Origin of the sequence: Paenibacillus sp. JJ-223 (genome assembly GCF_927798175.1) — a bacterium.
Classification (GTDB): Bacteria; Bacillota; Bacilli; order Paenibacillales; family Paenibacillaceae; genus Paenibacillus; species Paenibacillus hubeiensis.
The window spans coordinates 37336-57867 of record NZ_CAKMMP010000023.1 but is presented as its reverse complement, the minus strand read 5'-3'; the positions used below and the strand labels follow the sequence as shown (position 1 = coordinate 57867).

The 20532-nt window shown below is 53.8% G+C and carries 19 protein-coding genes; 8 read left to right on the top strand and 11 right to left on the bottom strand.

The annotated features are described in order from the left end of the window. The first annotated feature begins 121 nt into the window (after positions 1–121). Positions 122–1240 (top strand): sporulation integral membrane protein YtvI, encoded by a 1119-nt coding sequence (gene ytvI / locus L6H98_RS29090; RefSeq protein WP_236421195.1) that lies wholly within the window; start codon positions 122–124, stop codon positions 1238–1240. Positions 1241–1324: 84 nt separating this feature from the next. Here ytvI and L6H98_RS29085 read toward each other — a convergent pair whose 3' ends face one another. The 8 genes from L6H98_RS29085 to L6H98_RS29050 form a co-directional block, all read right to left on the bottom strand. After that, positions 1325–1720 (bottom strand): FxsA family protein, encoded by a 396-nt coding sequence (locus tag L6H98_RS29085; RefSeq protein WP_236421194.1) that lies wholly within the window; start codon positions 1718–1720, stop codon positions 1325–1327. A gap of 6 nt (positions 1721–1726) precedes the next feature. After that, complete coding sequence (locus L6H98_RS29080) at positions 1727–2233, bottom strand: thioesterase family protein (RefSeq protein WP_236421193.1); 507 nt, start codon at positions 2231–2233, stop codon at positions 1727–1729. 88 nt (positions 2234–2321) lie between these two features. Next, a complete protein-coding gene (pyk, locus tag L6H98_RS29075) occupies positions 2322–3749 on the bottom strand; it encodes a pyruvate kinase (protein ID WP_236421192.1) in 1428 nt (475 codons plus the stop codon). A gap of 105 nt (positions 3750–3854) precedes the next feature. Then, positions 3855–4886, bottom strand: coding sequence for an acetyl-CoA carboxylase carboxyltransferase subunit alpha (locus L6H98_RS29070; protein ID WP_236421191.1), 1032 nt, complete (start codon positions 4884–4886; stop codon positions 3855–3857). Continuing rightward, the gene (gene accD, locus L6H98_RS29065; protein ID WP_236421190.1) at positions 4887–5780 is read right to left on the bottom strand and encodes an acetyl-CoA carboxylase, carboxyltransferase subunit beta; all 894 of its coding nucleotides are present in this window, start codon (positions 5778–5780) and stop codon (positions 4887–4889) included. 418 nt (positions 5781–6198) lie between these two features. Then, positions 6199–6387, bottom strand: a complete 189-nt coding sequence (locus L6H98_RS29060) for a glutamate decarboxylase (protein ID WP_236421189.1) — start codon at positions 6385–6387, stop codon at positions 6199–6201. Positions 6388–6639: 252 nt separating this feature from the next. After that, complete coding sequence (locus L6H98_RS29055; protein ID WP_236421228.1) at positions 6640–7131, bottom strand: phosphatidylglycerophosphatase A; 492 nt, start codon at positions 7129–7131, stop codon at positions 6640–6642. A gap of 232 nt (positions 7132–7363) precedes the next feature. Beyond that, a complete protein-coding gene (locus L6H98_RS29050) occupies positions 7364–11089 on the bottom strand; it encodes a DNA polymerase III subunit alpha (protein WP_236421188.1) in 3726 nt (1241 codons plus the stop codon). Positions 11090–11485: 396 nt separating this feature from the next. On the opposite strand from L6H98_RS29050, the gene L6H98_RS29045 reads away from it, so the two are divergent. The 3 genes from L6H98_RS29045 to L6H98_RS29035 all read left to right on the top strand — a co-directional run bounded on the left by L6H98_RS29045 (position 11486) and on the right by L6H98_RS29035 (position 12757). After that, positions 11486–11812, top strand: coding sequence for a YtrH family sporulation protein (locus tag L6H98_RS29045; RefSeq protein WP_236421187.1), 327 nt, complete (start codon positions 11486–11488; stop codon positions 11810–11812). 27 nt (positions 11813–11839) lie between these two features. Next, the gene (locus L6H98_RS29040) at positions 11840–12328 is read left to right on the top strand and encodes a cytochrome b-c1 complex subunit 9 (protein WP_236421186.1); all 489 of its coding nucleotides are present in this window, start codon (positions 11840–11842) and stop codon (positions 12326–12328) included. A gap of 99 nt (positions 12329–12427) precedes the next feature. Next, positions 12428–12757, top strand: a complete 330-nt coding sequence (locus tag L6H98_RS29035) for a YtpI family protein (protein ID WP_236421185.1) — start codon at positions 12428–12430, stop codon at positions 12755–12757. A 123-nt stretch (positions 12758–12880) separates the two neighbouring features. On the opposite strand, the gene L6H98_RS29030 is transcribed toward L6H98_RS29035, so the two are convergent. From L6H98_RS29030 to L6H98_RS29020, 3 genes are all read right to left on the bottom strand, one after another. After that, positions 12881–14215: a DRTGG domain-containing protein gene (locus tag L6H98_RS29030; protein WP_236421184.1), complete on the bottom strand. Its 1335-nt coding sequence runs from the start codon at positions 14213–14215 to the stop codon at positions 12881–12883. 191 nt (positions 14216–14406) lie between these two features. Continuing rightward, the gene (locus L6H98_RS29025; protein ID WP_236421183.1) at positions 14407–14691 is read right to left on the bottom strand and encodes a hypothetical protein; all 285 of its coding nucleotides are present in this window, start codon (positions 14689–14691) and stop codon (positions 14407–14409) included. A gap of 98 nt (positions 14692–14789) precedes the next feature. Next, positions 14790–15137 (bottom strand): YlbF family regulator, encoded by a 348-nt coding sequence (locus L6H98_RS29020; RefSeq protein WP_236421182.1) that lies wholly within the window; start codon positions 15135–15137, stop codon positions 14790–14792. 272 nt (positions 15138–15409) lie between these two features. On the opposite strand from L6H98_RS29020, the gene L6H98_RS29015 reads away from it, so the two are divergent. The 4 genes from L6H98_RS29015 to L6H98_RS29000 are packed head-to-tail and all read left to right on the top strand — an operon-like array spanning position 15410 to position 20520. Beyond that, positions 15410–16777, top strand: a complete 1368-nt coding sequence (locus L6H98_RS29015) for a YheC/YheD family protein (RefSeq protein WP_236421181.1) — start codon at positions 15410–15412, stop codon at positions 16775–16777. A gap of 29 nt (positions 16778–16806) precedes the next feature. After that, positions 16807–17991, top strand: coding sequence for a YheC/YheD family protein (locus L6H98_RS29010; protein WP_236421180.1), 1185 nt, complete (start codon positions 16807–16809; stop codon positions 17989–17991). A 52-nt stretch (positions 17992–18043) separates the two neighbouring features. Next, positions 18044–19417, top strand: a complete 1374-nt coding sequence (locus L6H98_RS29005; RefSeq protein ID WP_236421179.1) for a YheC/YheD family protein — start codon at positions 18044–18046, stop codon at positions 19415–19417. Then, positions 19417–20520, top strand: a complete 1104-nt coding sequence (locus L6H98_RS29000; RefSeq protein WP_236421178.1) for a YheC/YheD family protein — start codon at positions 19417–19419, stop codon at positions 20518–20520. The genes L6H98_RS29005 and L6H98_RS29000 overlap by 1 nt, the downstream gene beginning before the upstream one ends. The last annotated feature ends 12 nt before the right edge of the window (positions 20521–20532 follow it).

Below are 20532 nucleotides of genomic sequence, written 5' to 3'. Positions count from 1 at the left end.
TACTCTAGGAAGCAGGAAAAGAATGGAGCTGATCGATCGGTAACCTCGTATTCCGTTTTCTCTTGCCTCCCATGCAGTCTACGAAAGCCTGATGCTTGCCCATTCGGAAGGAGACGTGATTGTGGACAGAATTGTAGCGAAACGACTGCTCCGCGGCCTATGGGTCATTATTGCGACCCTCTTGGCTGCCGTGTCCATCTATCTGCTGTTCCCGCTTTTGTACCCTTTCCTTATTGCCTGGCTCATCGCTTATGCCATGAACCCGCTTGTATCGGTGCTTCAGAGGAAAGTCCGTTTTCCCCGCTGGCTGGCCGCGACTTTTTCGCTCATTCTTTATTTCGGAGCCGTAATGGTCATCTTATCTGCCGCGGTCACCCGCATTGTGCGGGAGGTTATCTCGCTGACGGCAAGCTTTGACTTGCATATCGACGAACTCAGGGATGCATTGGTTCGCTGGACCCAAAGCGATACGATCCAGAACCTCATCGAGCAAATCAGCAGCTTTTACAGAGATAACCCCAATTATCGGGAAACCATCAACAACAATATCAGCAAAACGACGGAAACGGTCGGAACAGCCGTCACGGATCTCGTCACCGGTTTTTTCAACGGCATCGTAAACTTCCTGACCTCCTTGCCGAGTATGGGCGCAGTTTTCATTGTCATTTTGCTGGCCGCCTTCTTCATCAGCAAGAACTGGGCCAGACATGGCGATACCGTTTCACGCTGGGTTCCTGCGGCCATTCGCAGACCGATCGTTGACATCTGGAATGATTTGAGAAAGGCTTTGTTCGGTTACGTCCGTGCCCAGCTCATCATGATTTCCATTACGGCTCTGTTCGTGATGATCGGTTTGCTCGTCCTTCAGGTCAAATCCGCCTTTACCATTGCATTGATGATTGGACTTGTCGATCTGCTGCCTTACCTCGGCGTTGGTCTGGTCATGGTTCCGTGGGCGGCATATCTGCTTATGAACGGCGATCCCTATCTGGGCATCGGCATCGCCGTGATCTATTTGATCGTGCTCGTCGCCAGACAGATGATCGAACCGAAAGTGTTGGCCAGCAGCGTGGGATTGGACCCGCTCGCTACCCTTGTCGGCATGTTTGTCGGACTCAAGCTGTTCGGCGTGCTTGGGCTGATCATCGGCCCGGTCAGCCTGGTCATTCTTGATGCCTTCAACCGGGCCAACGTATTTCGTGATTTACGCAACTACGTTGTCAACGGGAAGGTTCGTTGAACGCAAAAGAGGCATCGCTTGCAGCGTATGCTGCAGCACGAAGCCTCTTTTCAATGAATACGCCAGTTCCGGACAACCTTCATGTCACCGTCGGCGGTAAAATGTGATGCTGCCGTTTTTCATTTTTTTCTCAAGCCACCCCAGGAAGAACAAGCGGTATACGGCGCGTGTTATCGGAAAGACAAGCGTAAACCCGATCAGATCCGTAACAAAACCGGGAATCAGCAAAAGAAAACCGCCAACGAACACCAACAGCCCATCCACCATTTTTCGGCCGGGCACCTGTCCGCGCTCCATTTCTGCTCTTGCGTCATAGAGCACTTTCCGTCCCTCAAATTGCAGCATGGCTATACCGATCAAGGACGTGAGAAGCATGAGCAGCAGCGTCTTTCCAGCCCCGATCCAGTCGCTCATAACAATAAAACCAAACAGTTCGATGACCGGAACAATCAATAATATGCCCCACATCCATCTTCGCATTGCGAATTACCCCTTTCCTGAAAGCCACACTTTCTCAAGCGCGCTGTAAAGCTCAGAGGCTGCCTTATCCAGCCTGACCGGCTTCCAGTCCCGGTTCACCCATACGTGCTGGGTAGCACCGGTAACCAAACGTTCTCCGGGAAGCGATTCCTCGGATGACCATACCCGCAGCTCGCCGTCAGCCTGACCGGGAGAGTCTGAAGTCATGCGTCTCACGTCATACTCGTAATTCAGGCGCAAGCCGCTAAACGCAGCAATTCGGGTAAAAATCATGATTTCATCATCATACCGGGCCGGCTTGTGATATTTTACATCCAATCCGGTGACGGGAAGCAGAAACCCCTGCTCCTCTATTTTACGATATGAATACCCCATTTGGCGAATCGTCTCGGTCCTGCCGATCTCAAACCAGTTCACGTAGTTCATATGGTACACGACCCCCATCTGGTCGCTCTCCTGATACCGAACGCGGAGCTTTGTCATGTACCAATTGCCATTGCCCGAATGCTGCATTGTCCCTGCCTCCTTTGATTCGAAATAAAAAGCAATGGGGCGCAAAACGCCCCATTGCTTCATGCTGCTTCGATGTTCTTACGAACCATTAAGCGTTGTTTGGAATTTGGCTAACTTTGATCAGGTTGGTGGAACCGGAGCGGCCCAGAGGTACACCCGCAGTGATGACAACCAGATCTCCTTCTTTGACAATGCCGGATTTCAGACCGCCTTCGATTGCGTTCTCGAACAAGGAATCCGTCGAATCGCAACGTCTGCCTTTCACCGGCGTAACGCCCCAAGCAAGCGCCAGGCGGCGGGAAGTTCTGTCTTCCGTTGTTACCGCGATGATCGGAGCTTCCGGACGGTATTTGGATACCATGCGAGCCGTATGGCCGGATTCCGTGGAAGTGATGATCGCTTTGGCGTTCAGGTCTTGAGCGGACAGCGCAACCGATTGGCTGATCGCTTCCGTAACCGTCGTTTGTTGAGCCACGCGTTGTTTCAGGTACAGCTCCTGGTAAGGAAGCGCAGATTCCGCTTTTTCGGCGATGCGGGACATCGTCAGAACGGATTCTACCGGATATTTACCGGCAGCCGTTTCGCCCGAAAGCATGATGGCATCCGTGCCGTCGAAAATCGCGTTCGCTACGTCGGAAGCTTCCGCACGAGTAGGACGCGGGTTGCGCTGCATGGAATCCAGCATTTGTGTTGCCGTAATAACCGGTTTGCCAGCAACGTTACATTTTTCGATCATGCGTTTTTGTACCAATGGCACTTCTTCCGCAGGAATTTCAACACCCAGGTCTCCACGGGCAACCATCAGGCCGTCGGACACTTCAAGGATTTCGTCCAGGTTGTCGACACCTTGTTGGTTCTCGATTTTGGAGATGATTTGAATATGGCCTGCATTGTGTTTTTCCAACAATTCGCGGATTTCCAGCACGTCGCTTGCTTTACGCACGAAAGAAGCCGCGATGAAATCGACGCCTTGTTCGATACCGAATACGATATCGTTCGCATCTTTTTCCGTAATACCCGGCAGAGAAATGGCAACGCCTGGAACGTTAACACCTTTTTTGCTTTTGATCGTACCGCCGTTAACGATGCGGCATTTGATCTCGGTGCCTTGTACTTCCACAACGGTAAGTCCGATCAGACCGTCGTCGATCAGAATGGTAGATCCCGGCGCTACATCTTTCGGGAGATCTGCATACGTAATGGAAATACGATCTTTGTTGCCCAGAATTTCTTCTGTTGTCAACGTGATGTACTCGTCCTGAACCAAATCGATCGATTCAACTTCGAGTTTACCTGTCCGAATTTCCGGTCCTTTGGTGTCCAGCAGAATAGCTACTGTTTTGTTCAATTCTTCGCTTGCTTGGCGAATGTTTTTGATCCGTCCGCCGTGCTCATCGAAATCACCGTGGGAGAAGTTCAGACGGGCTACATTCATGCCGGCCGTAATCAATTTCTTCGTGTTCTCCAGCGATTCGCTGGATGGTCCGATGGTACAAACGATTTTCGTTTTGCGCATTTTGGGTTTCCTCCGATTTTAAAGGTCTCTCTTTATCTGTTTTTTTCTTTTTCCAACTATTAAATTTACTACATTTTTGAGCATTTGTATAGGAATTTCGTCACATCATTCCGCATTTCCCGACAAATTTCTCACCGGTTCAGCTTCCACGGGCGGTTCGGAGGCCTCCGCTTCCGCTGGCTTTTCGAATGAAACGGATCCGATTTTGCGGAATTTTTCATAACGATCCTGTCTAAGCTGCTCCCCGCTCCAGCTGCCGATTTCGCCCAAATGACGAACAAGGGCTTCGCGAATAACCTCCGCGGTTTCTTCGTAATTGCGATGAGCTCCTCCGCGCGGCTCGGGAACGATCTCCTCAATCACCTGCATATCGAGCAGGTCGCTCGCGGTAATTTTCATCGCCTCTGCCGCCTGATCTGCCTTGGAAGCGTCCTTCCACAGAATCGACGCAGCGCCGTTCGGGGAAATGGCCGAATAGATGGCATGCTCAAGCATCAGCACGCGGTTGCCCACGGCAAAAGCCAGCGCACCGCCGCTGCCGCCTTCGCCAATCACCACAACGATGACGGGCACGGACAACTTGGCCATTTCCAGCAGGTTGCGGGCAATGGCTTCGGATTGGCCTCTCTCTTCTGCAGTATTACCCGGATACGCCCCTTTAGTATCAATAAACGTAATAATTGGGCGGCCGAATTTGTCCGCCTGTTTCATCAGGCGCAGCCCTTTCCGGAATCCCTCCGGATGCGCGCTCCCGAAAAAACGGGCGATGTTGTCTTTCGTATCCTTCCCCCGCTGTTGCCCGATCACGGTCACCGTTTGTCCGTTCAATCTGGCAAGGCCCCCTACGACGGCCAAATCGTCGCCGAACATGCGGTCCCCATGCAATTCTATGAAATCGGTGAAAACAAGCTGAATCAGGTCAAGAGCGGTCGGACGCTGCTGATGCCGCGCCAAATGCATTTTTTGTGCAGCCGTAATTCCGGAATAAATCTCCTCTTCCAAACGTTGATATCGCTCTTCCAGCCTGGCAATTTCCTCCGTAAAATCGATGCCTTTCTCCTGGCCGAACTGGATCAGTTCTTCAATCTTTTTGCGCATCTCAACCAGAGGCGCTTCATATGGCAACTCACCCGCCATTCAGACCCCTCCCTTTTCACTGTGCATATCCAGCAGTTTACCCAGCGTGGACCGCAATTCCTTGCGATGAACGACCAGGTCCAGCTGTCCATGCTGCTGATTGAACTCCGCAGTCTGAAAATCGTCCGGCAGCTTCTGGCGGATCGTCTGCTCGATGACGATTCGGCCCGCAAAACCAAAGACGGCTCCCGGTTCTGCGATAATGATGTCGCCCAGGCTCGCAAAGCTTGCGGATACACCACCCGTCGTCGGGTCCGTAATGACCGATATATATAATCCGCCCTGTTCGTCAAGGCGTGACAGCGCCGCGCTTGTTTTCGCCATCTGCATCAAGCTGAGAATGCTTTCTTGCATCCGGGCACCGCCGGACGTGGAGAAAATGATCAAAGGCAGACGTTTTTCCGTCGCTTTCTCGATCGCACGCGTAATTTTTTCACCCACTACCGAGCCCATGCTGCCTGTAAAAAAATCAAAGCTCATGACGGCAACGACGACAGGCAGTCCTTCGATGGTGCCTTCGCCGGTGATCACCGCTTCCTTCAGCCCAGACTTCAACCGCTGCTGCTCCAGTTTGGTGCTGTATCCCGGGAAGCCGAGCGGGTCTACCGATACCATGTCGGCATCGTATTCCACGAACCCCGTCTCATCGAGCACCATGGCAATGCGCTCCATCGCGTTCAAGCGCATATGGTAGCCGCATGCAGGGCAAACTTTCAAATTTTTCTCCAGTTCCTTGCTATATTGAATCGTGCCGCATTTGCTGCACTTGTTCATAAGCCCTTCGGGTATTTCACGTTTTGGGCGTTCCTCAGTTTCCTGGCCTTCGCCACGAACTGCACGCTCGGAAGGTATGGTAGCGTACTTCCGTTTCTTCTGGAATATATCTTTGAACACAACTACACCTCTCCAGCTGTTGATTTGATATCCGCAGCACACTCAGCCCATCACATTAATGCCTCAATAGTCTGAACGACTGCGGTAAACCGCTTACGAGCAGCACGGTGCCGCGGGGCTTGTCTCATCCGTCCACAACAAAACAATCCGCCGGCACGGGCAGCCACCAGCGGTCAGCATCATTACCGCCCTATGCTGCCGCAATCACCGAAAGATTGCCTGAGCGAATGCTTGAATCTGTGCTGGCGCAAGGGCACGGCATCACCGGTCCGATCTTGTCCTAACAAAAAAAGAAGGAAGGACAGCAGCATAACGATACGTGCAAGTCGATTCCTCTCTCTCCCTGTGCGGTCAATCCCTTATGTACCGGTTCATCGGTACTCCTTCATGCGCCAAGGCACGTCTTCTATTGAACGAATCAGGAATGCAGAATCGAGTTCAGCACTTCCTGAATCTCTTCCAACTCCCCGGAAGGGACGCGAATCTCGTATTGTTGCTTGGATACACTGATGGGACGGGTCTGTACCAGAAAACCTTCTTCCGAAAGCTTGGTTTTGATCTTGTCCGCAACCTTTGCTGTCGGTGCAATGTAAATCACCGTCCACATTCCTCGTCCGCCCCCTAAGCTAATGTTCAGAGCCCGTATATTGGACTAATGATAACATACCTCACTTTTTTTCTGCAAGGAAGGGTTCGGGACTGTACGGAAGAAATCTGCAATTTGAAGGACATTCGTCCTGTATTGCAACACGGTCCGACCGGCTCATCTATCCTGAATTTTCCTGATGGGGAGCAATCTTATCCGGCAGGGCAGCGCATGCCGCCCATGGCTGTTTTCAGAAATGCGGCAGATCCATGTTCATTCTCCTGCAGGATATTTTTTGGCCTTGACGTTGTTGTGGGCGATTCTTGCAGAGGCGGCCGCGGCCAGACCAGCGACAAGGTCGTCAAGAAAGACGTGGATGCCTGTACCATGCTCATTCAGATCCCGGATCACCCCGATTTTTTCTTTATCCAAATAACCAAAGCTGGTTAAACCAATCATGCCGAACACATGGGTAATGCCCAGGGCCAGAGTCTCGTCCACCCCGTACAGGGATTCGTCGGCTTCCATAATGGCCTGAAGCGGCTGGGGCAGCAAGCGTTTCTCCGCAAGCTCATCCAGCGCAATTCCCGTATACAGGGTATATTGCACTTCACGTTTATGCAGCACGGCCTTTACGCTGTTGACGCAATCGTCCATGGTCAGATCAGGATGATACCCGATTTGCAGCTGGTAAACAATTTTCGCAATGGAATCAAGCCCGACGCCCCGTCTGGACAGCATCGCTTCGACAATTTCATATGACATCATTTGGCCTCCCGTCTCGCTCCTCAAGGACCGTCAGGTTCTTTGGTGTTCTCAAGTGTATGCGGCAAGCCGGTGAAATGTTCATAAAAAATGCGACGAATGGCGCCCAGCGCTTTGTTTCTCCATACGGATTCCGTCCTCTGCGTCACCCCGGATGATGACAAGGATCAAAAAACCTGTCCGGTTCCGGACAGGCTTGACATGATGCCTTGAGGCCCGCGTTGGCCCCAAATCATTTGATTCGGACCGTGTCCTTGCCCAGCATGTTCTCCATCTCGGCGAACAATTCCGGCGAAGGTTTGATGCGGTAAGCATCGCTGAGTGCCAGCAGCTTCTGCTGCCGCTCATAGAAGAGCACCGTGGCCACGGGTCCCTGATGCCGCTGCAGCAGCTGCTTCAGACGCTCCAGCAACTCGGGCTGTTCCGATTGCGGCGTGATCTTCACGAACACCCGCTGCTCCGCTGCCGGGGCGCGCCGCTCCTGCACGGCTCCGCCATCGGCTTGGCCAGCCGCCGCTCGGGCAGCTGCCGATCCTCCGCCGCCGCTGCCTGAGCTGGCTCCGCCGCGCGGCCCTGCTGCGCCATCGCCTGCCCCGCTCCGCTGCTGAGCGGCTCCCGCGCCAACCGGCTGCCGTGCCCCGGCTGCCGGGCGCGAGGCGCTGCCGCTGCCGGACCGGCCGCGCCGTTCGCGGCTGCGCAGCTGCTGTTCCAGTGCCGCCGGACCGAGCGGCGCCACTTCCTCGGCCAGCAGCTTGAACCCCTCGTCCTGGTGCTGTACGCGCGCACGCACGACGAGCAGTTCGCCTTTCCCGACATACTGCTGGCTCCGCCGCCATACTTCGGGAAAGAGAACCACTTCGCAGCGTTCGATCTGGTCTTCCAGCTCCATGAACGCCATCGCCTTGCCCTGTTTCGTCGTGATCGACTTCACGGACACCACCATCCCGGCCGCGACGGCCATCGCATCGTCCGCCGCTTCCGTCAGTTCCATGATCCGGTCGGCCCCGCTGGATTCCAGCAGCGCCTCGTAATCGTCCAGCGGATGGCCGGACAGGTACAGTCCGAGCAGCTCTCGTTCGAGCTCCAATTGCTGGGTAGCGGAATATGGCGGAATTTCCGGATAATCGATTTCCCAGTTCGGCGTTTCCACAAAATCGAACAGTTGGATCTGCAAATCCTCACGTTCCTTCCGCCATTTCAACGCCGCCTCTACCGTTTCGTCCAGCATGGCCAGCAGCTGGGCCCGATGACCAGGCAGCGTGTCGAAAGCCCCTGCTTGAACCAGCGACTCGATCACCCGTTTGTTGCATACCCGCAAGTCCACGCGGCGACAAAAATCGAGCAGGCTGTCGAACGGACGCTCCTTCCGCACCTGCATGATGCTTTCCATCGCCTGCGTGCCTACGTTTTTGACCGCAGCAAGACCGAAACGAATGGAGCCCCGTTTGCTGTGCGCCTGCATGCCTTCACTGGCAATTCGGCGATCCCCGCCTTCTGTGAAGTCGAACACCGGCGTAAAAAGAATGCCGCTCTGGTTGACGTCAGGCGGAAGCACCTCGATGCCCATTCGCCGGCATTCCACGACATATTCCGCGACTTTGCGGTGGCTGCCCATGACGGCCGTCAGCATGGATGCCATGAAATGTACCGGATAATGCGCCTTGAGGTAGGCGGTCTGAAACGCCAGCACGCCATACGCCGCCGCATGCGCGCGCGGAAAGCCGTAGTTCGCGAAGCGTACGATCATGTCGTAGACATGATCGGCTTCCGTTTCGCCGTACCCTTGCTTCAAGCTTCCCTGCACGAAGTGGCCGCGCTCTTCATCCAGCACTTCCCTCTTTTTCTTGGATACTGCCCTGCGCAGCAAATCCGCTTCTCCAAGCGAGAAACCCGCCATGCGGGACGCAATCTGCATAATCTGTTCCTGGTACACGATGATGCCGTACGTATCCTTCAGGATCGGCTCCAGGTCCTTGTGCGGATACTCCACCTCAATCTCTCCATGCTTGCCCTGAATATATTTCGGAATGAACTCCATCGGACCCGGACGATACAAGGCGAGCACCGAAATGATATCCTCGAACACGCTGGGCCTCAGTTCTTTCAGCACCCGGCGGATGCCCGCGGACTCCAGCTGAAATATGCCCATCGTATCGCCCCGGCCGAGCATTTCGTAGGTCGCCGCGTCGTTATCCGGGATATGGCGGAAATCGGGAACCTCGCCCGTCTCGCCGATCCACCGCAAACACCGTTCGATGATCGACAGGGTGCGCAGACCGAGAAAGTCCATTTTGAGCAATCCGATCGCTTCCAGGTTTTCCATGGAATACTGGGTTAGCGCCGTCCCTTCGCTGCCTTCCTGGAGCGGCACGGCATCCGTCAGCGGATCGCGGGAAATGACGACCCCCGCCGCATGCGTCGATGCGTGTCTTGGCTTGCCCTCCACTCTCACGGCCATGTCCAGCAATTCGCGCGTCCTTGGTTTGGTTTCGTACAAACCCTTCAGCTCCGGAGACGCCTCCATCGCCCGCTCGATGCTGATGCCGAGTTGGGCAGGGATGAGCTTCGCCGCTTTGTCGACCTCGCCGTACGGCACGTTCAGGGCGCGGCCGACGTCCCGCACGGCCGCACGGGCCGCCATCGTCCCGAAGGTAATGATCTGGGCGACGTGTCCCTTGCCGTACTTTTGGGCCACGTATTCGATCACTTCGTCCCGGCGTTCGTCGCTGAAATCGATATCGATATCAGGCATGGAAATGCGCTCGGGATTCAGGAAACGTTCAAAGAGCAAGTTGTATTTCATCGGATCAACGTCCGTAATGCGCAGCGTATAGGCAACAAGGCTGCCTGCCGAGGAACCCCGGCCCGGGCCCGTCACGATCCCCTCGCGATGGGCGTACGCAATGAAGTCCCATACGATCAGAAAATAATCCGAGAATCCCATGCTGTCGATGACCTGCAGCTCGTAGTCAAGCCGCTGCTCCAGTTCGGATTTCAGCTCCGGATCGGTCCAGCGCGGCGTTTCCGCGTATCTGGAGTGCATGCCTTCCACGCACAGCTGACGCAAATATTCCGAAGGTGTCATGCCATCGGGAAGCGGACGGTACTCCGGCAAAATCGATTTGCCGAATTCCAGTTCCAATTCGCACGCTTCCGCGATGCGGACCGTGTTTTCCAAAGCCTGCGGCACATGCGGGAACAGGCGGGCCATCTCCTGTCCGCTTTTGAGGTACAATTGGTTGGTGCCGATGCGCAAGCGGGTGTCGTCGTCCACCGTTTTGCCGGTGCCGATGCAAATCAGCACGTCCTGAAGCTCGGCATCTTCCTCGTTCAAGTAATGAACGTCATTGGTCGCGGCAAGCGGGATGTCGAGTTCTTCCGCCAGTCGGATCAACTGAGGGTTTACCCGTTTCTGCTCGGGCAGGCCATGATCCTGCAGTTCCAGATAGAAGTCGGAGCCAAAGATCGCTTTGTAACGCAGCGCCGCGCGCCGCGCTTCTTCCTCGCGCCCGTGAAGCAAATGCTGCGGCACTTCCCCGCCCAGGCACGCGCTCATGCATATGATCCCCTCATGGTACTCGGCCAAACTCTCCATATCGATGCGGGGTTTATAATGAAATCCTTCCAGATGACCGATGGAGCACAATTTCATCAGATTGCGGTAACCGGTCATGTTTTTGGCCAGCAAAATCAGGTGATGGATCGGCTGGTCTTTCCGGCTTCCCCTTTCCTTCCGGGAACCTGCCGTCATATAAGCTTCGCATCCGATAATCGGCTTGATGCCGCGCTGAACGCAAGCTTTATAGAAAGGTATGGCGCCATACATGACGCCGTGATCGGTTAGCGCCAATGCGGTCATTCCAAGATCTGCGGCCTTGTTCACGAGATCCGGAATACGCGCAGCGCCGTCCAGCAAACTGTATTCGCTGTGAACGTGCAAATGCACAAAAGAACTCATGGCTTGTCTTCCTTTCGCCGCGGATTGCTATTCCACATTCCTTCGTCTCTATCGTTAAATTTATTTGCTCGGCTTTCCGCTCTCGGGACGGCGATTTCCCGCTCCATCGAGCTTCTGTCCTCCCCAAATTCCCGTCTATTCATCATCGCTATATTCATGATATCAGGACATACAAACACTTGTTTCCATCATAATTCATCGGCGCAGCAGAGTCAAAGCGGAAAAGCGTTTCCGTTCGTCCCGACGACTATGAAAATGAAGGAATCCCGAACGAATCTTTAAAGTTTATCATAACGTTCGGGGGCATGCCCATACATATAGAAGTACAAGCTGCTCCCCCTGCCTCTGACCGAAGACAGGAGGTGCGCCGCTGGGTCTGAAAGGGGTGTTTTACAGGTGAGCACATTTTTGTCCAAAGCCATTCTCGATTTTTTCATCGCGTTCGGCATCGTGCTGGGTGGAGCTATGTTGGGAGGCATCGGAGCCGTTCTGTCCATGCAGCCTCCGACGCAGACGATGCTTGACATTTCCAGCAAAATCAAAATATGGGCGCTGGCGGCTGCCGTGGGAGGTACCATTGATCCCATGCGGGTGATCGAGAGCAATTTCCTCGATGGCAACATGTCTCCGGCGGTCAAACAGATTTTGTATCTGATCTCGGCATTCATGGGCGCTCATATGGGAACGGAATTGGTCAAGTGGATCTGCGGGGGACGGAGTTGACATGAGGATGAGGAAGGGGCGATGTGTATGAGAATCCCTCCCTTTTCCCGCTATCGGCCGCTGATGCGCATGACCGCTGTTTTTGTACTCGGAGCGATCGCCGGCAGCATCGTATATAACGGGATTTTCCATCTAAGCTACAACAAGCTCTGGCTTACGAATCAGGAATTGCAGCTTCGACTGCATCAAAACGAAAAGGATATCATCACGCTGAAAAAATACAGCAAACGGCAAACCGTGATTAAAGAGATCAAAGTGCTGTCGGAGGAATCCGACAACGGGCCGGATCAGGCAGCGCTCAAAATCATGCTGCAAAAGCTGGGCGACGAACTTGAAGTGCTGCGCGGGCGGGACGTCTTTAACATTGACGAGTACAGCAAAATGACCCGAATCATGCTGAATCAAAAAACGTACACCGTTCGCGAAAAGCAGTACAGCGTGCAGGTCAAAACGATGCTGGTCATGGAAGGCGTGCTGCATGTATGGGTGCAGATTCGGCTGCATGTTCCTACCTAGCCAGTTGGCCGATCGGATGGAAACAAAAAGATATCCTTGTCCAAAAGGGCATGGTACACTGAGAGCAGTGAATGTTTTCCAGAAAAGGAGATGCACTGCATGCTGATTGAAGTTTTAAAGATGGTCCTCATTGCAGCATTTGCCCTTGCCATGATCTGTTCCGCCCTGAACAGCATTCGTTCACATCGTTCTTCCGGCGCCGCCCAAACGGGATTGTACCGTTCGTGGACCAACATTTGGATGGGCATTATGTTAATTCTGCTCGCCCTTATTCTGATGTTTGTGTTTACGGGCTCCACCCTGTCCGTTATTGTGGAAGCGCTATTTCTGGTTATCGGTGCTTTCAATCTGTTCGCTGGCCTCCGCAACCGAAGCCATTATGCGAGACGAATAGACCAAGCGCAAGGCGCCGGCACCGGACCCCGGTGAAAAAGGACTGGCGCGTTAGAGGATGCAGGTTGCGTTCCAATGCGGGTAAGGAGATCAGGCGAAACAATGCATTCTGCGTTTTATACGCATTCGCCAGTGATCTCCCCTTATTCTCGCAATAACTTACGCATGATCGATCGAATGCAGCGTCATGACCGCCTTGCACACCGTGTTGCCCTCGCTGGAAATGACGATATCCATTTTACAGGTTCGCCGGCTCGTTTCCAGGATGACCGGGCGGACGATGATCTGGTCTTCAATCTGCACGGGCCTTACAAAGTAGGTCGTGATATTGTCGACGACATGGTCATTGCCCGTCACGTCCCAGGCAGCACGTCTTCCGGCTTGGGTCATGATGTTAAGCAGTACGCCTTCCGAGATGGTACCCAGATCCGTCGCCATTTGCGGAATGATGAATCCATGGAAGATCAGTTCGTTCTGTTCCCCGCGCTCTTCGGCGAAGCCATTCCAGATCAAATGGTCAAACGTCTCTCCAAGCTGCGGCTGCTTCTGGGCATCCCGCATCGCCTGCAGCACTTCTTTGCGCGTCACGGACGCAATCAGCTTGCGATTCCGATCGACGATCGGCAAAAAGTCGATGCCTTCCCACGTCATGATCTGGGCGGCGGAAGCGAGAGATGTCTGCAGCGAGGCGGTAACCGGGCGGCGGACGACGCACTTTTCGATGCTTTGACCGGCCTGAAGCTCGCTGACATCCTTGAGGCTGACGATGCCGATTACCCGGTTCCACTCATCCACGACAGGGAAGCGATGTTCTCCCGTCTCTGCCACAAGCGCATGGAAATCCGCGGCCAGGCTGCTCACTTTAAGGACTTGAAGCCTTGGCTTCTGTCCGATAATATCTTCAACCAGCATGATTTTTTTCTTGATAAGCCTGTCAAAAATCGCCCGGTTGATCATCGAAGCCACGGTAAACGTATCATGTCGCGACGAAATGATCGGCAACCCCAGTTCATCCGCCAGCAGCCTGACCTCACGGCTCGTCCCGAATCCTCCCGTAATGAGCACCCCTGCCCCCTGCTCCAACGCCAGGGAATGGGCATTGTCCCGGTTGCCGACAATCAGCAGGCTTCCTGCATCGATGTATCGGGCCATGGCCTGTTCCTTCATTGCCCCAATGACATACTTGTGAAGCGGTTTGGCCAGCCCGTCGCTCCCGCCGAGAACGTGGCCTTCAACGATGGTGACGACGTCGGCAAAGGTTAGCTGCTCCGACATGCCGCGCGGTCTTTTTTCGATCCGTACCGTCCCGATCCGTTCTTTGGTGACCACCAGCCCGAAATTTTCCGCTTCCTTCACGGCCCGATAGGCCGTTCCCTCGCTGACGCCAAGATCGCGCGCAAGGCCGCGAACCGATATTTTGCTGCCTACCTTGAGTTGTTCGATGTGCTGCAATAACTGCTCGTGCTTCGTTATGTTTTCTTCCTGGCCGTCCATCTGTACCACCCCCGAAGATGAATCTGTATTATTCTGTATCTATTATAACACGGCTTTAGGAAAATAACCCCATGTCCGACATGTTGTCCCTAAGCATCGTGCCCGGATTATCTTTGGCGATATGGAAAAAGGCCGGGCTCCCTACCACACGGAATGGGAGCCCGGCCTTCTTCAGGCAAGCAATACGCAGATTATACCGATTTTCCCTGCTCCTGCTTGTCCAGCAGTTTAATTTCCCACTGACGCATTTTGGCGCGCCGTACGGCTTCCAGCGCCCGCTTCTTCTCCTCATCCACACCAAGGATGAAATGAAGATGCGCGGCGATGACGAGCAGGGAGAACAGCACCCAAACGATGCCGAAAACGTTCACCCAGTCCATTCCGCCTGCAAAGGAAATTCGCGGCAGTGCAATGACAAGCATAGACAAGGCAATCAGCAGGTAGACAACATGTTTTACTTTTTTAAACCTTTTCACGGTTACACAGCTCCTTCGCGTCCTTGGTAGACTCTATATCTCTAGTCTATGAACGCAGGCCATGCATTATGAAAGGTTTGTACACGAAACGTCCCCGATTACGCTTGAGGGCCTCCGTACAGATGGCTCAGGCTGTCAGAAATAATTTTGTTAACATCCTCGATGATTACGCTCAGACGGCGCTCTGCATCGAACAAGCGGCGAATGTTCAAGTTGAGGCTGAGTACCTCGAACAATTTCTCCATTTTCTCCATTTCTTCGGGAGCAGGCATGTCACCGCTCATCATGCGCTGCTGCAGCTCCATCTGCTGCGTACGGAAATTGTCCAGCATGCTTTTGGCTTCCGGATCCGCTTCGATCAGCTTCATCGCCGAAGTGATCTCCGTCACTTCGCTGCTTTCTTTCAATGCTTTTGCCAACTCGTTGGCCTTGTCGTAAATGTTCATGTTCATTTCCTCCTTGATTCGCCGTTACGGCCTACTTCGTTCATTTTCATTTCCATCAAAACGTCCATTCACCTACAACACGCGGATACACATCCATCAGCTGCACCTGTCCATGCCTAACCGCCGCGTCGCTCGATACATAGATTGCATTTAATCCAAATGGGTCAATCACCAAGGGATTTATGTCCTCATATGATGAAGCACATCCATGTTCAGATGCCGCTTCAACTTTAACATCAGACATCAAGTTGCCGCCCGGAAGGAGATCCGAGATGTCCACTAAAAAAGTAACGATACAGGTCATCGGCTCGGGCATCCTGCAGGACGACGTCATCATGCTGGGCGAAGGGGTGCTCAAGACACTTAAAATCCCTTCTGGTCGACCGCTAAAGCTGCAATTCGGTTCTTTCCGCAGTGAAGTCACCGTAATTCCCGTGCCAAAGTATGACGGCCTGCGGATCAATCAAACTGTAGCCAGCAGAACCGGCCTGATTCACGGTTCAGTCTTGAAAATGTCCTATCGTCCAGGCAGCCGCACGCTTCGCCTCGGTCCATTCATCTGTGTATTGGTAAGCCGGGATTACCCCGATCAGCCCGATCGGCCTTTCGGCTCCATCACCATGTTTTGCCGGGAATTGGTGAATGCATGCCGCAAGAAAGGCGCCTATGTATCCTTCTTCACCACAGAGGATATCGGAGATATTCAAGGCCGCATGCAGGGCTGGGTATACGATGACGGCTGGAAAAAAAAGGAGCTGCCCATTGCAGATGTCGTCAACAACCGTCTCACGTCCCGGAAACTCGAGAACAAACCTAGCGTACAGCATTTCATCAAAGAAGTAAAATCACTCTACGGCACCCAAACCTTCAACGAAAAGTTTCTGGACAAAAACGAAGTGTTCGATGCCTTGAAGTCCGTTTCATCGCTCAAACGCGTCCTTCCCGAGTCGCATTTGCTCAAAAGCGCGGCCACGCTGAAAACCATGTGCGGCCGATACCCGGTCGTGTTCCTGAAGCCTGTACGCGGGTCGCTGGGCAAAGGCATCATTCGGGTCACCCGGCAAAATGATGGAAGCTTCCTGACCCTTACGACCGGCGTTGGCGGTACACGGAAGCAAACGTACTCGTCGCTGGATAAATTGTATGCCAGCGTATCCGGCAAAAACAAATCCACGCGATATCAAATCCAACAAGGCCTGAATCTGATCGACAATAACGGCAGACCCGTCGATTTTCGTGCACTTGTTCAGAAAAACCGTACCGGCAAATGGAATGTAACGTCCATCGTGGCACGGATTGCGGGTGGCAGCCATTATGTTTCCAATCTCGCCAGGGGCGGGTCGCTGAGCACGGTCAAAGAAGCCGTGTCCCGGACCTCATTGTCTTCTTCCGTCAAATCCTCAGCTTACGCCAACCTGAAACAAGCGGCATTGGATATCGCCAAAGGCATCGAAAGCTCCATTCCCGCCCATTTCGGAGAGCTCGGCGTCGATCTGGCCTTCGATACGAACGGACGCGTCTGGCTGCTGGAAGTCAACTCCAAGCCGTCCAAAAATGATAATACTCCGTTGAAAGATAGCAAGATCCGGCCTTCCGTGAAGGCGATGCTTGAATATTCGACGTATCTCGCCGGTTTCTAAAGGCGAATTCCGCTGGAGGTGTTGAACCGTTGCCAAACCGAACTTTCCCGCCCGACATCCTGACGATTCTGGTCCGTGAAGCAGCTGGCTCACCTTCCTTTTCGGATGAACCCTTCTGCCGCCGGCTTAGTCTGGAGAGCGGGCCTTACGGAATTCGCATCGTTGTGCTTCCGTTGCCTGATGACAACCAAGCAGCATTGCCGAAGCAAGGATTCGTTTTCGTTGATGATCAGTGGAGAGCCGTGCCTCTGCCTGCAACCAAGCTGGTGATGGATCGCAGTCTGCAGCCATTGCCCCAGACGTGGAGACAGCAGCTGAGCGCTCCTGGCCCTGGAGCAAGAACGACGTACTGGTCCGCTTCACTGCCCGGCAAATGGAAGGTGCATCAGATTCTAAGCCGTGATTCGGAAACGAAAGAGCTTCTTCCCCAGACGGCGCTGTTTCAACCGCACGTTCGGTGGGAGACTTGGCTGGAACGATGGCCGCAGGGCCTGTTCTTCAAGCCCGTGTCCGGAACACACGGGAAAAACACCTTTCGCCTGGCTCGCGGCACCGAGCCGTCCACTTGGGTCATCGACGGCCGCAACCATTCCAACGAGCCGTTTCATTGGCTATTTCAAACGCCCGAACGCGTATCCTCCCGGCTTCATGCCTGCAGCTCCCGACGCAGGCTTCTGATACAGCCTTACCTTGACCTTAGCCATCATGGACGTCCGTTCGATATTCGGGCGCTGATGCAGAAAGACGGCCGCGGACGCTGGTTGCTCACGGGATGTATGGTACGGGAGGGCCCGGAGAAAACACTGACGTCCAACCTTCATGGCGGCGGGAAGGCCTACCCTGCGCTTCCTTATCTCCAAGACCGGTTCGGAGCTTCCGAAGCAAATGCATTGCTTGAACAAATAAAGCAGGCCGCGGGCCGGATCCCCCCGCTGTTGGAAAGGCACTTCGGCAGACTCGCCGAGTTGGGCCTCGATTTCGGAGCGGACTCCGATGGGCGCCTGTGGCTGCTTGAAGCCAACTCCAAACCGGGCCGCTCCTCGTTTGCAAAAGCAGATGACCCGCAGTTATTTCGAAGGGTCCATACCCGGCCGCTTGCCTATGCCCGTTATCTGCTGCAGCAACATGTTCTCGCTGACGTTTACCGTCCAACGAAAATGCCGAATACATCCAGCATAGCTGGCCTGAAACCCATCCGGAATCACGGCAGCTAAGGCGTGTCGCCGGCTTGCCTTGAAGGATATTTTCAGGATAGGAGGATAAATCATGAGTTTGACCACTTGCAACCTGCATTTCACGCAGCAACCGGATAAAGTGATTTATGTATCCAGTTCGTTAATGAAAAGCCTGAATCTGTCCGGCAAAAAAAAGATTCATCTGCGATTTGGGAGGGACCGGGTGCCGGCAACCATCAAGCCAATCCGAAAAGCAGGCAAACATCTATATCTTGCCTCAGGCATTCGCAACCTGATGAACGTTCCGAAGAGGAGCAGCGTCTACCTCCGCAATTTGCAAAATGACGAAGTTCAACTTGGTCCGCTGATCGGGATCCTTACCGACGGTATGGCCAGCAGTTCCAATCCGTTCGGTTCACGTACCGCATTCATCAAGCAACTGCTCCGCGAAGGGAGCCGGAAATCCTATATTTTCGCCTTTACGCCCCGGGACATCAACTGGCAAAACGAAACAGTGAACGGTTTCTTCCTGAGCAGCAGCGGCGGATTCACCCGCAAAACCGTGCCTTTGCCGGACGTGGTGTATAACCGTCTGCCCAGCCGCCGTTCGGACTTTTCCCCTGCAATCAACCAGCTGCGGGAACGATTCATCCGGCGCAAAATCCCGTTCTTTAACTGGAGCTTCTTCAATAAATCGGATATCTACAAATTGCTCGAAAACGAACCGGCCGCTAGCCTTCATATCCCGGAATCCATCACGAATCCGACGGTGGAACAGATGAAAGACATGCTGGAACGCCATCAATTCGTATATTACAAACCTACGGCAGGCAGCCTCGGCAACGGGATCTATCGCCTGACCTATTCACCCAAACGCGGCTATTTTGCACGTTACCGTACAAAAAAGGGAAATGTCCTGATGCGCTTCGGTTCCTTCAACGGCCTCATGCGCATGCTTCAGGGGAAACATGGCAGACACTTGCGCGGTTATGTCGTTCAGCAAGGCATCCGGCTGATCGAGATTGACCATTGCCCGATCGATTTTCGCTTTCATATGCACAAGAACGGGAACAACCAATGGGTCGTTGTGGGGATCGGTGCCAAAAAGGCTGGCCGCGGCAGCGTCACCACACATATCAAGAACGGCGGTTCCCTGATGACCCCGGAAAAGGCGCTCAGCCAGAATTTCGGCGACCGCGCAAGCGAGGTTCTTCAGCAAGCCAAATCCGTCGCCATCACATTGGCCCAGGCGATCGAAAATCAACACCAGCATCTCATTGGTGAACTTGGCTTTGATCTGGGCATTGATCAGGAGGAGCACGTATGGATGTTCGAAGCGAACGCCAAACCCGGACGCTCCATATTCCGACACCCTTCCCTCCGAATGGAGGGCAAATCGTCGGTGGAGCACATTTTGGAACACTGCCTGTATTTAAGCAAGTTCCGGAAGAGGGACGACATTTGATGAGCCTGCACGATGATTTCAAACCTGTCATTGCCATACTGACCATGCATGATCCTCAGCGAATGTTCAGGGGAAACCATCAAAATTTCGAGGATATCATAAACACCGGTGAAAATATGGGTTGTTTGGCATACGTCGTGACCGTCCGCGACTTGGATATGAGCGGTCCCACCGTCAAAGGCTACACGCTCGGCAAAGGAAGCAAACGATGGATTTCACAGCTCTTTCCTTTGCCTCATGTGTTGTATAATCGCATCCCGAGCCGCGAGGATGAAAGCAAGCCGTTTGTCCAGCGCAAAATCGCAGAATGCCTTCAATCCGGCGTCAGCCTGTATAACCCGTTTTACTTCAATAAATGGAATCTCTTCGAATGGCTGAAAAAATCGAAGACGACCCGACAGCTCGTTCCATACACCCGCCGGATGCGCAGCGCATCCGGTCTGGGCAAAGTGCTGCAGCAGTACCCTTACCTTTATTTGAAGCCGGAAAGCGGGAAAGCGGGCAAAGGGATCATGATGCTCAAGTTTCAGGAGAAGGATCAATTTCCCTACAAACTCAAAATCCAAAGCAAAAGACGAAGCACCACGTATAAGGCCATCACGCTCCAAAAACTGTGGGCACGCGTGCGCCAGGAGTCCGGCCGAACGCCCTATATCCTGCAGCAAGGCATTGAATTGGCTTCCTCCGGCAAACGTCCTTTCGACTTGCGCGTGCTCGTGCAAAAAAACGGGAAAGGCCACTGGAGCGTAACCGGAATCGGTGCCAGGCTGGCGGGTTCCCGCAGCATTACGACCCATGTTCCCCGCGGAGGCAGCGTGGAGGATCCGGAAAAGCTGCTGGCCGATCTCTTTGGAGAAGAAATGACTGCAACACTGATGAAACGAGTCAAATCCACGTCGATCATGATCGCCAAGCAGATCGAGCGTGGATCGGGAAGCACGCTGGGCGAAATGTCGATGGATCTCGGCATAGACGTTATTGGCGAGCTTTGGTTTTTCGAGGCAAACGCCAAGCCGATGAAATTCGATGAGCCCCAGATCCGCCGCCGATCGCTGGAACGCATATTTCAATACAGCACTTACCTGGCCCGCCAACCCAAATGAACTTGGAAAGGA

Excerpts from the sequence above, each read along its gene's own strand:
- L6H98_RS29030 (WP_236421184.1), bottom strand. The coding sequence starts at position 14,215 with ATGGACGGCCAGGAAGAAAACATAACGAAGCACGAGCAGTTATTGCAG.
- L6H98_RS29080 (WP_236421193.1), bottom strand. The coding sequence starts at position 2,233 with ATGCAGCATTCGGGCAATGGCAATTGGTACATGACAAAGCTCCGCGTT.
- L6H98_RS29085 (WP_236421194.1), bottom strand. The coding sequence starts at position 1,720 with ATGCGAAGATGGATGTGGGGCATATTATTGATTGTTCCGGTCATCGAA.
- L6H98_RS29020 (WP_236421182.1), bottom strand. The coding sequence starts at position 15,137 with ATGAACATTTACGACAAGGCCAACGAGTTGGCAAAAGCATTGAAAGAA.
- L6H98_RS29015 (WP_236421181.1), top strand. The coding sequence starts at position 15,410 with ATGTCCACTAAAAAAGTAACGATACAGGTCATCGGCTCGGGCATCCTG.
- L6H98_RS29040 (WP_236421186.1), top strand. The coding sequence starts at position 11,840 with ATGAGAATCCCTCCCTTTTCCCGCTATCGGCCGCTGATGCGCATGACC.
- L6H98_RS29000 (WP_236421178.1), top strand. The coding sequence starts at position 19,417 with ATGAGCCTGCACGATGATTTCAAACCTGTCATTGCCATACTGACCATG.
- L6H98_RS29050 (WP_236421188.1), bottom strand. The coding sequence starts at position 11,089 with ATGAGTTCTTTTGTGCATTTGCACGTTCACAGCGAATACAGTTTGCTG.
- pyk (WP_236421192.1), bottom strand. The coding sequence starts at position 3,749 with ATGCGCAAAACGAAAATCGTTTGTACCATCGGACCATCCAGCGAATCG.
- L6H98_RS29070 (WP_236421191.1), bottom strand. The coding sequence starts at position 4,886 with ATGGCGGGTGAGTTGCCATATGAAGCGCCTCTGGTTGAGATGCGCAAA.
- L6H98_RS29060 (WP_236421189.1), bottom strand. The coding sequence starts at position 6,387 with ATGTGGACGGTGATTTACATTGCACCGACAGCAAAGGTTGCGGACAAG.
- L6H98_RS29005 (WP_236421179.1), top strand. The coding sequence starts at position 18,044 with ATGAGTTTGACCACTTGCAACCTGCATTTCACGCAGCAACCGGATAAA.
- L6H98_RS29035 (WP_236421185.1), top strand. The coding sequence starts at position 12,428 with ATGCTGATTGAAGTTTTAAAGATGGTCCTCATTGCAGCATTTGCCCTT.
- L6H98_RS29055 (WP_236421228.1), bottom strand. The coding sequence starts at position 7,131 with ATGTCATATGAAATTGTCGAAGCGATGCTGTCCAGACGGGGCGTCGGG.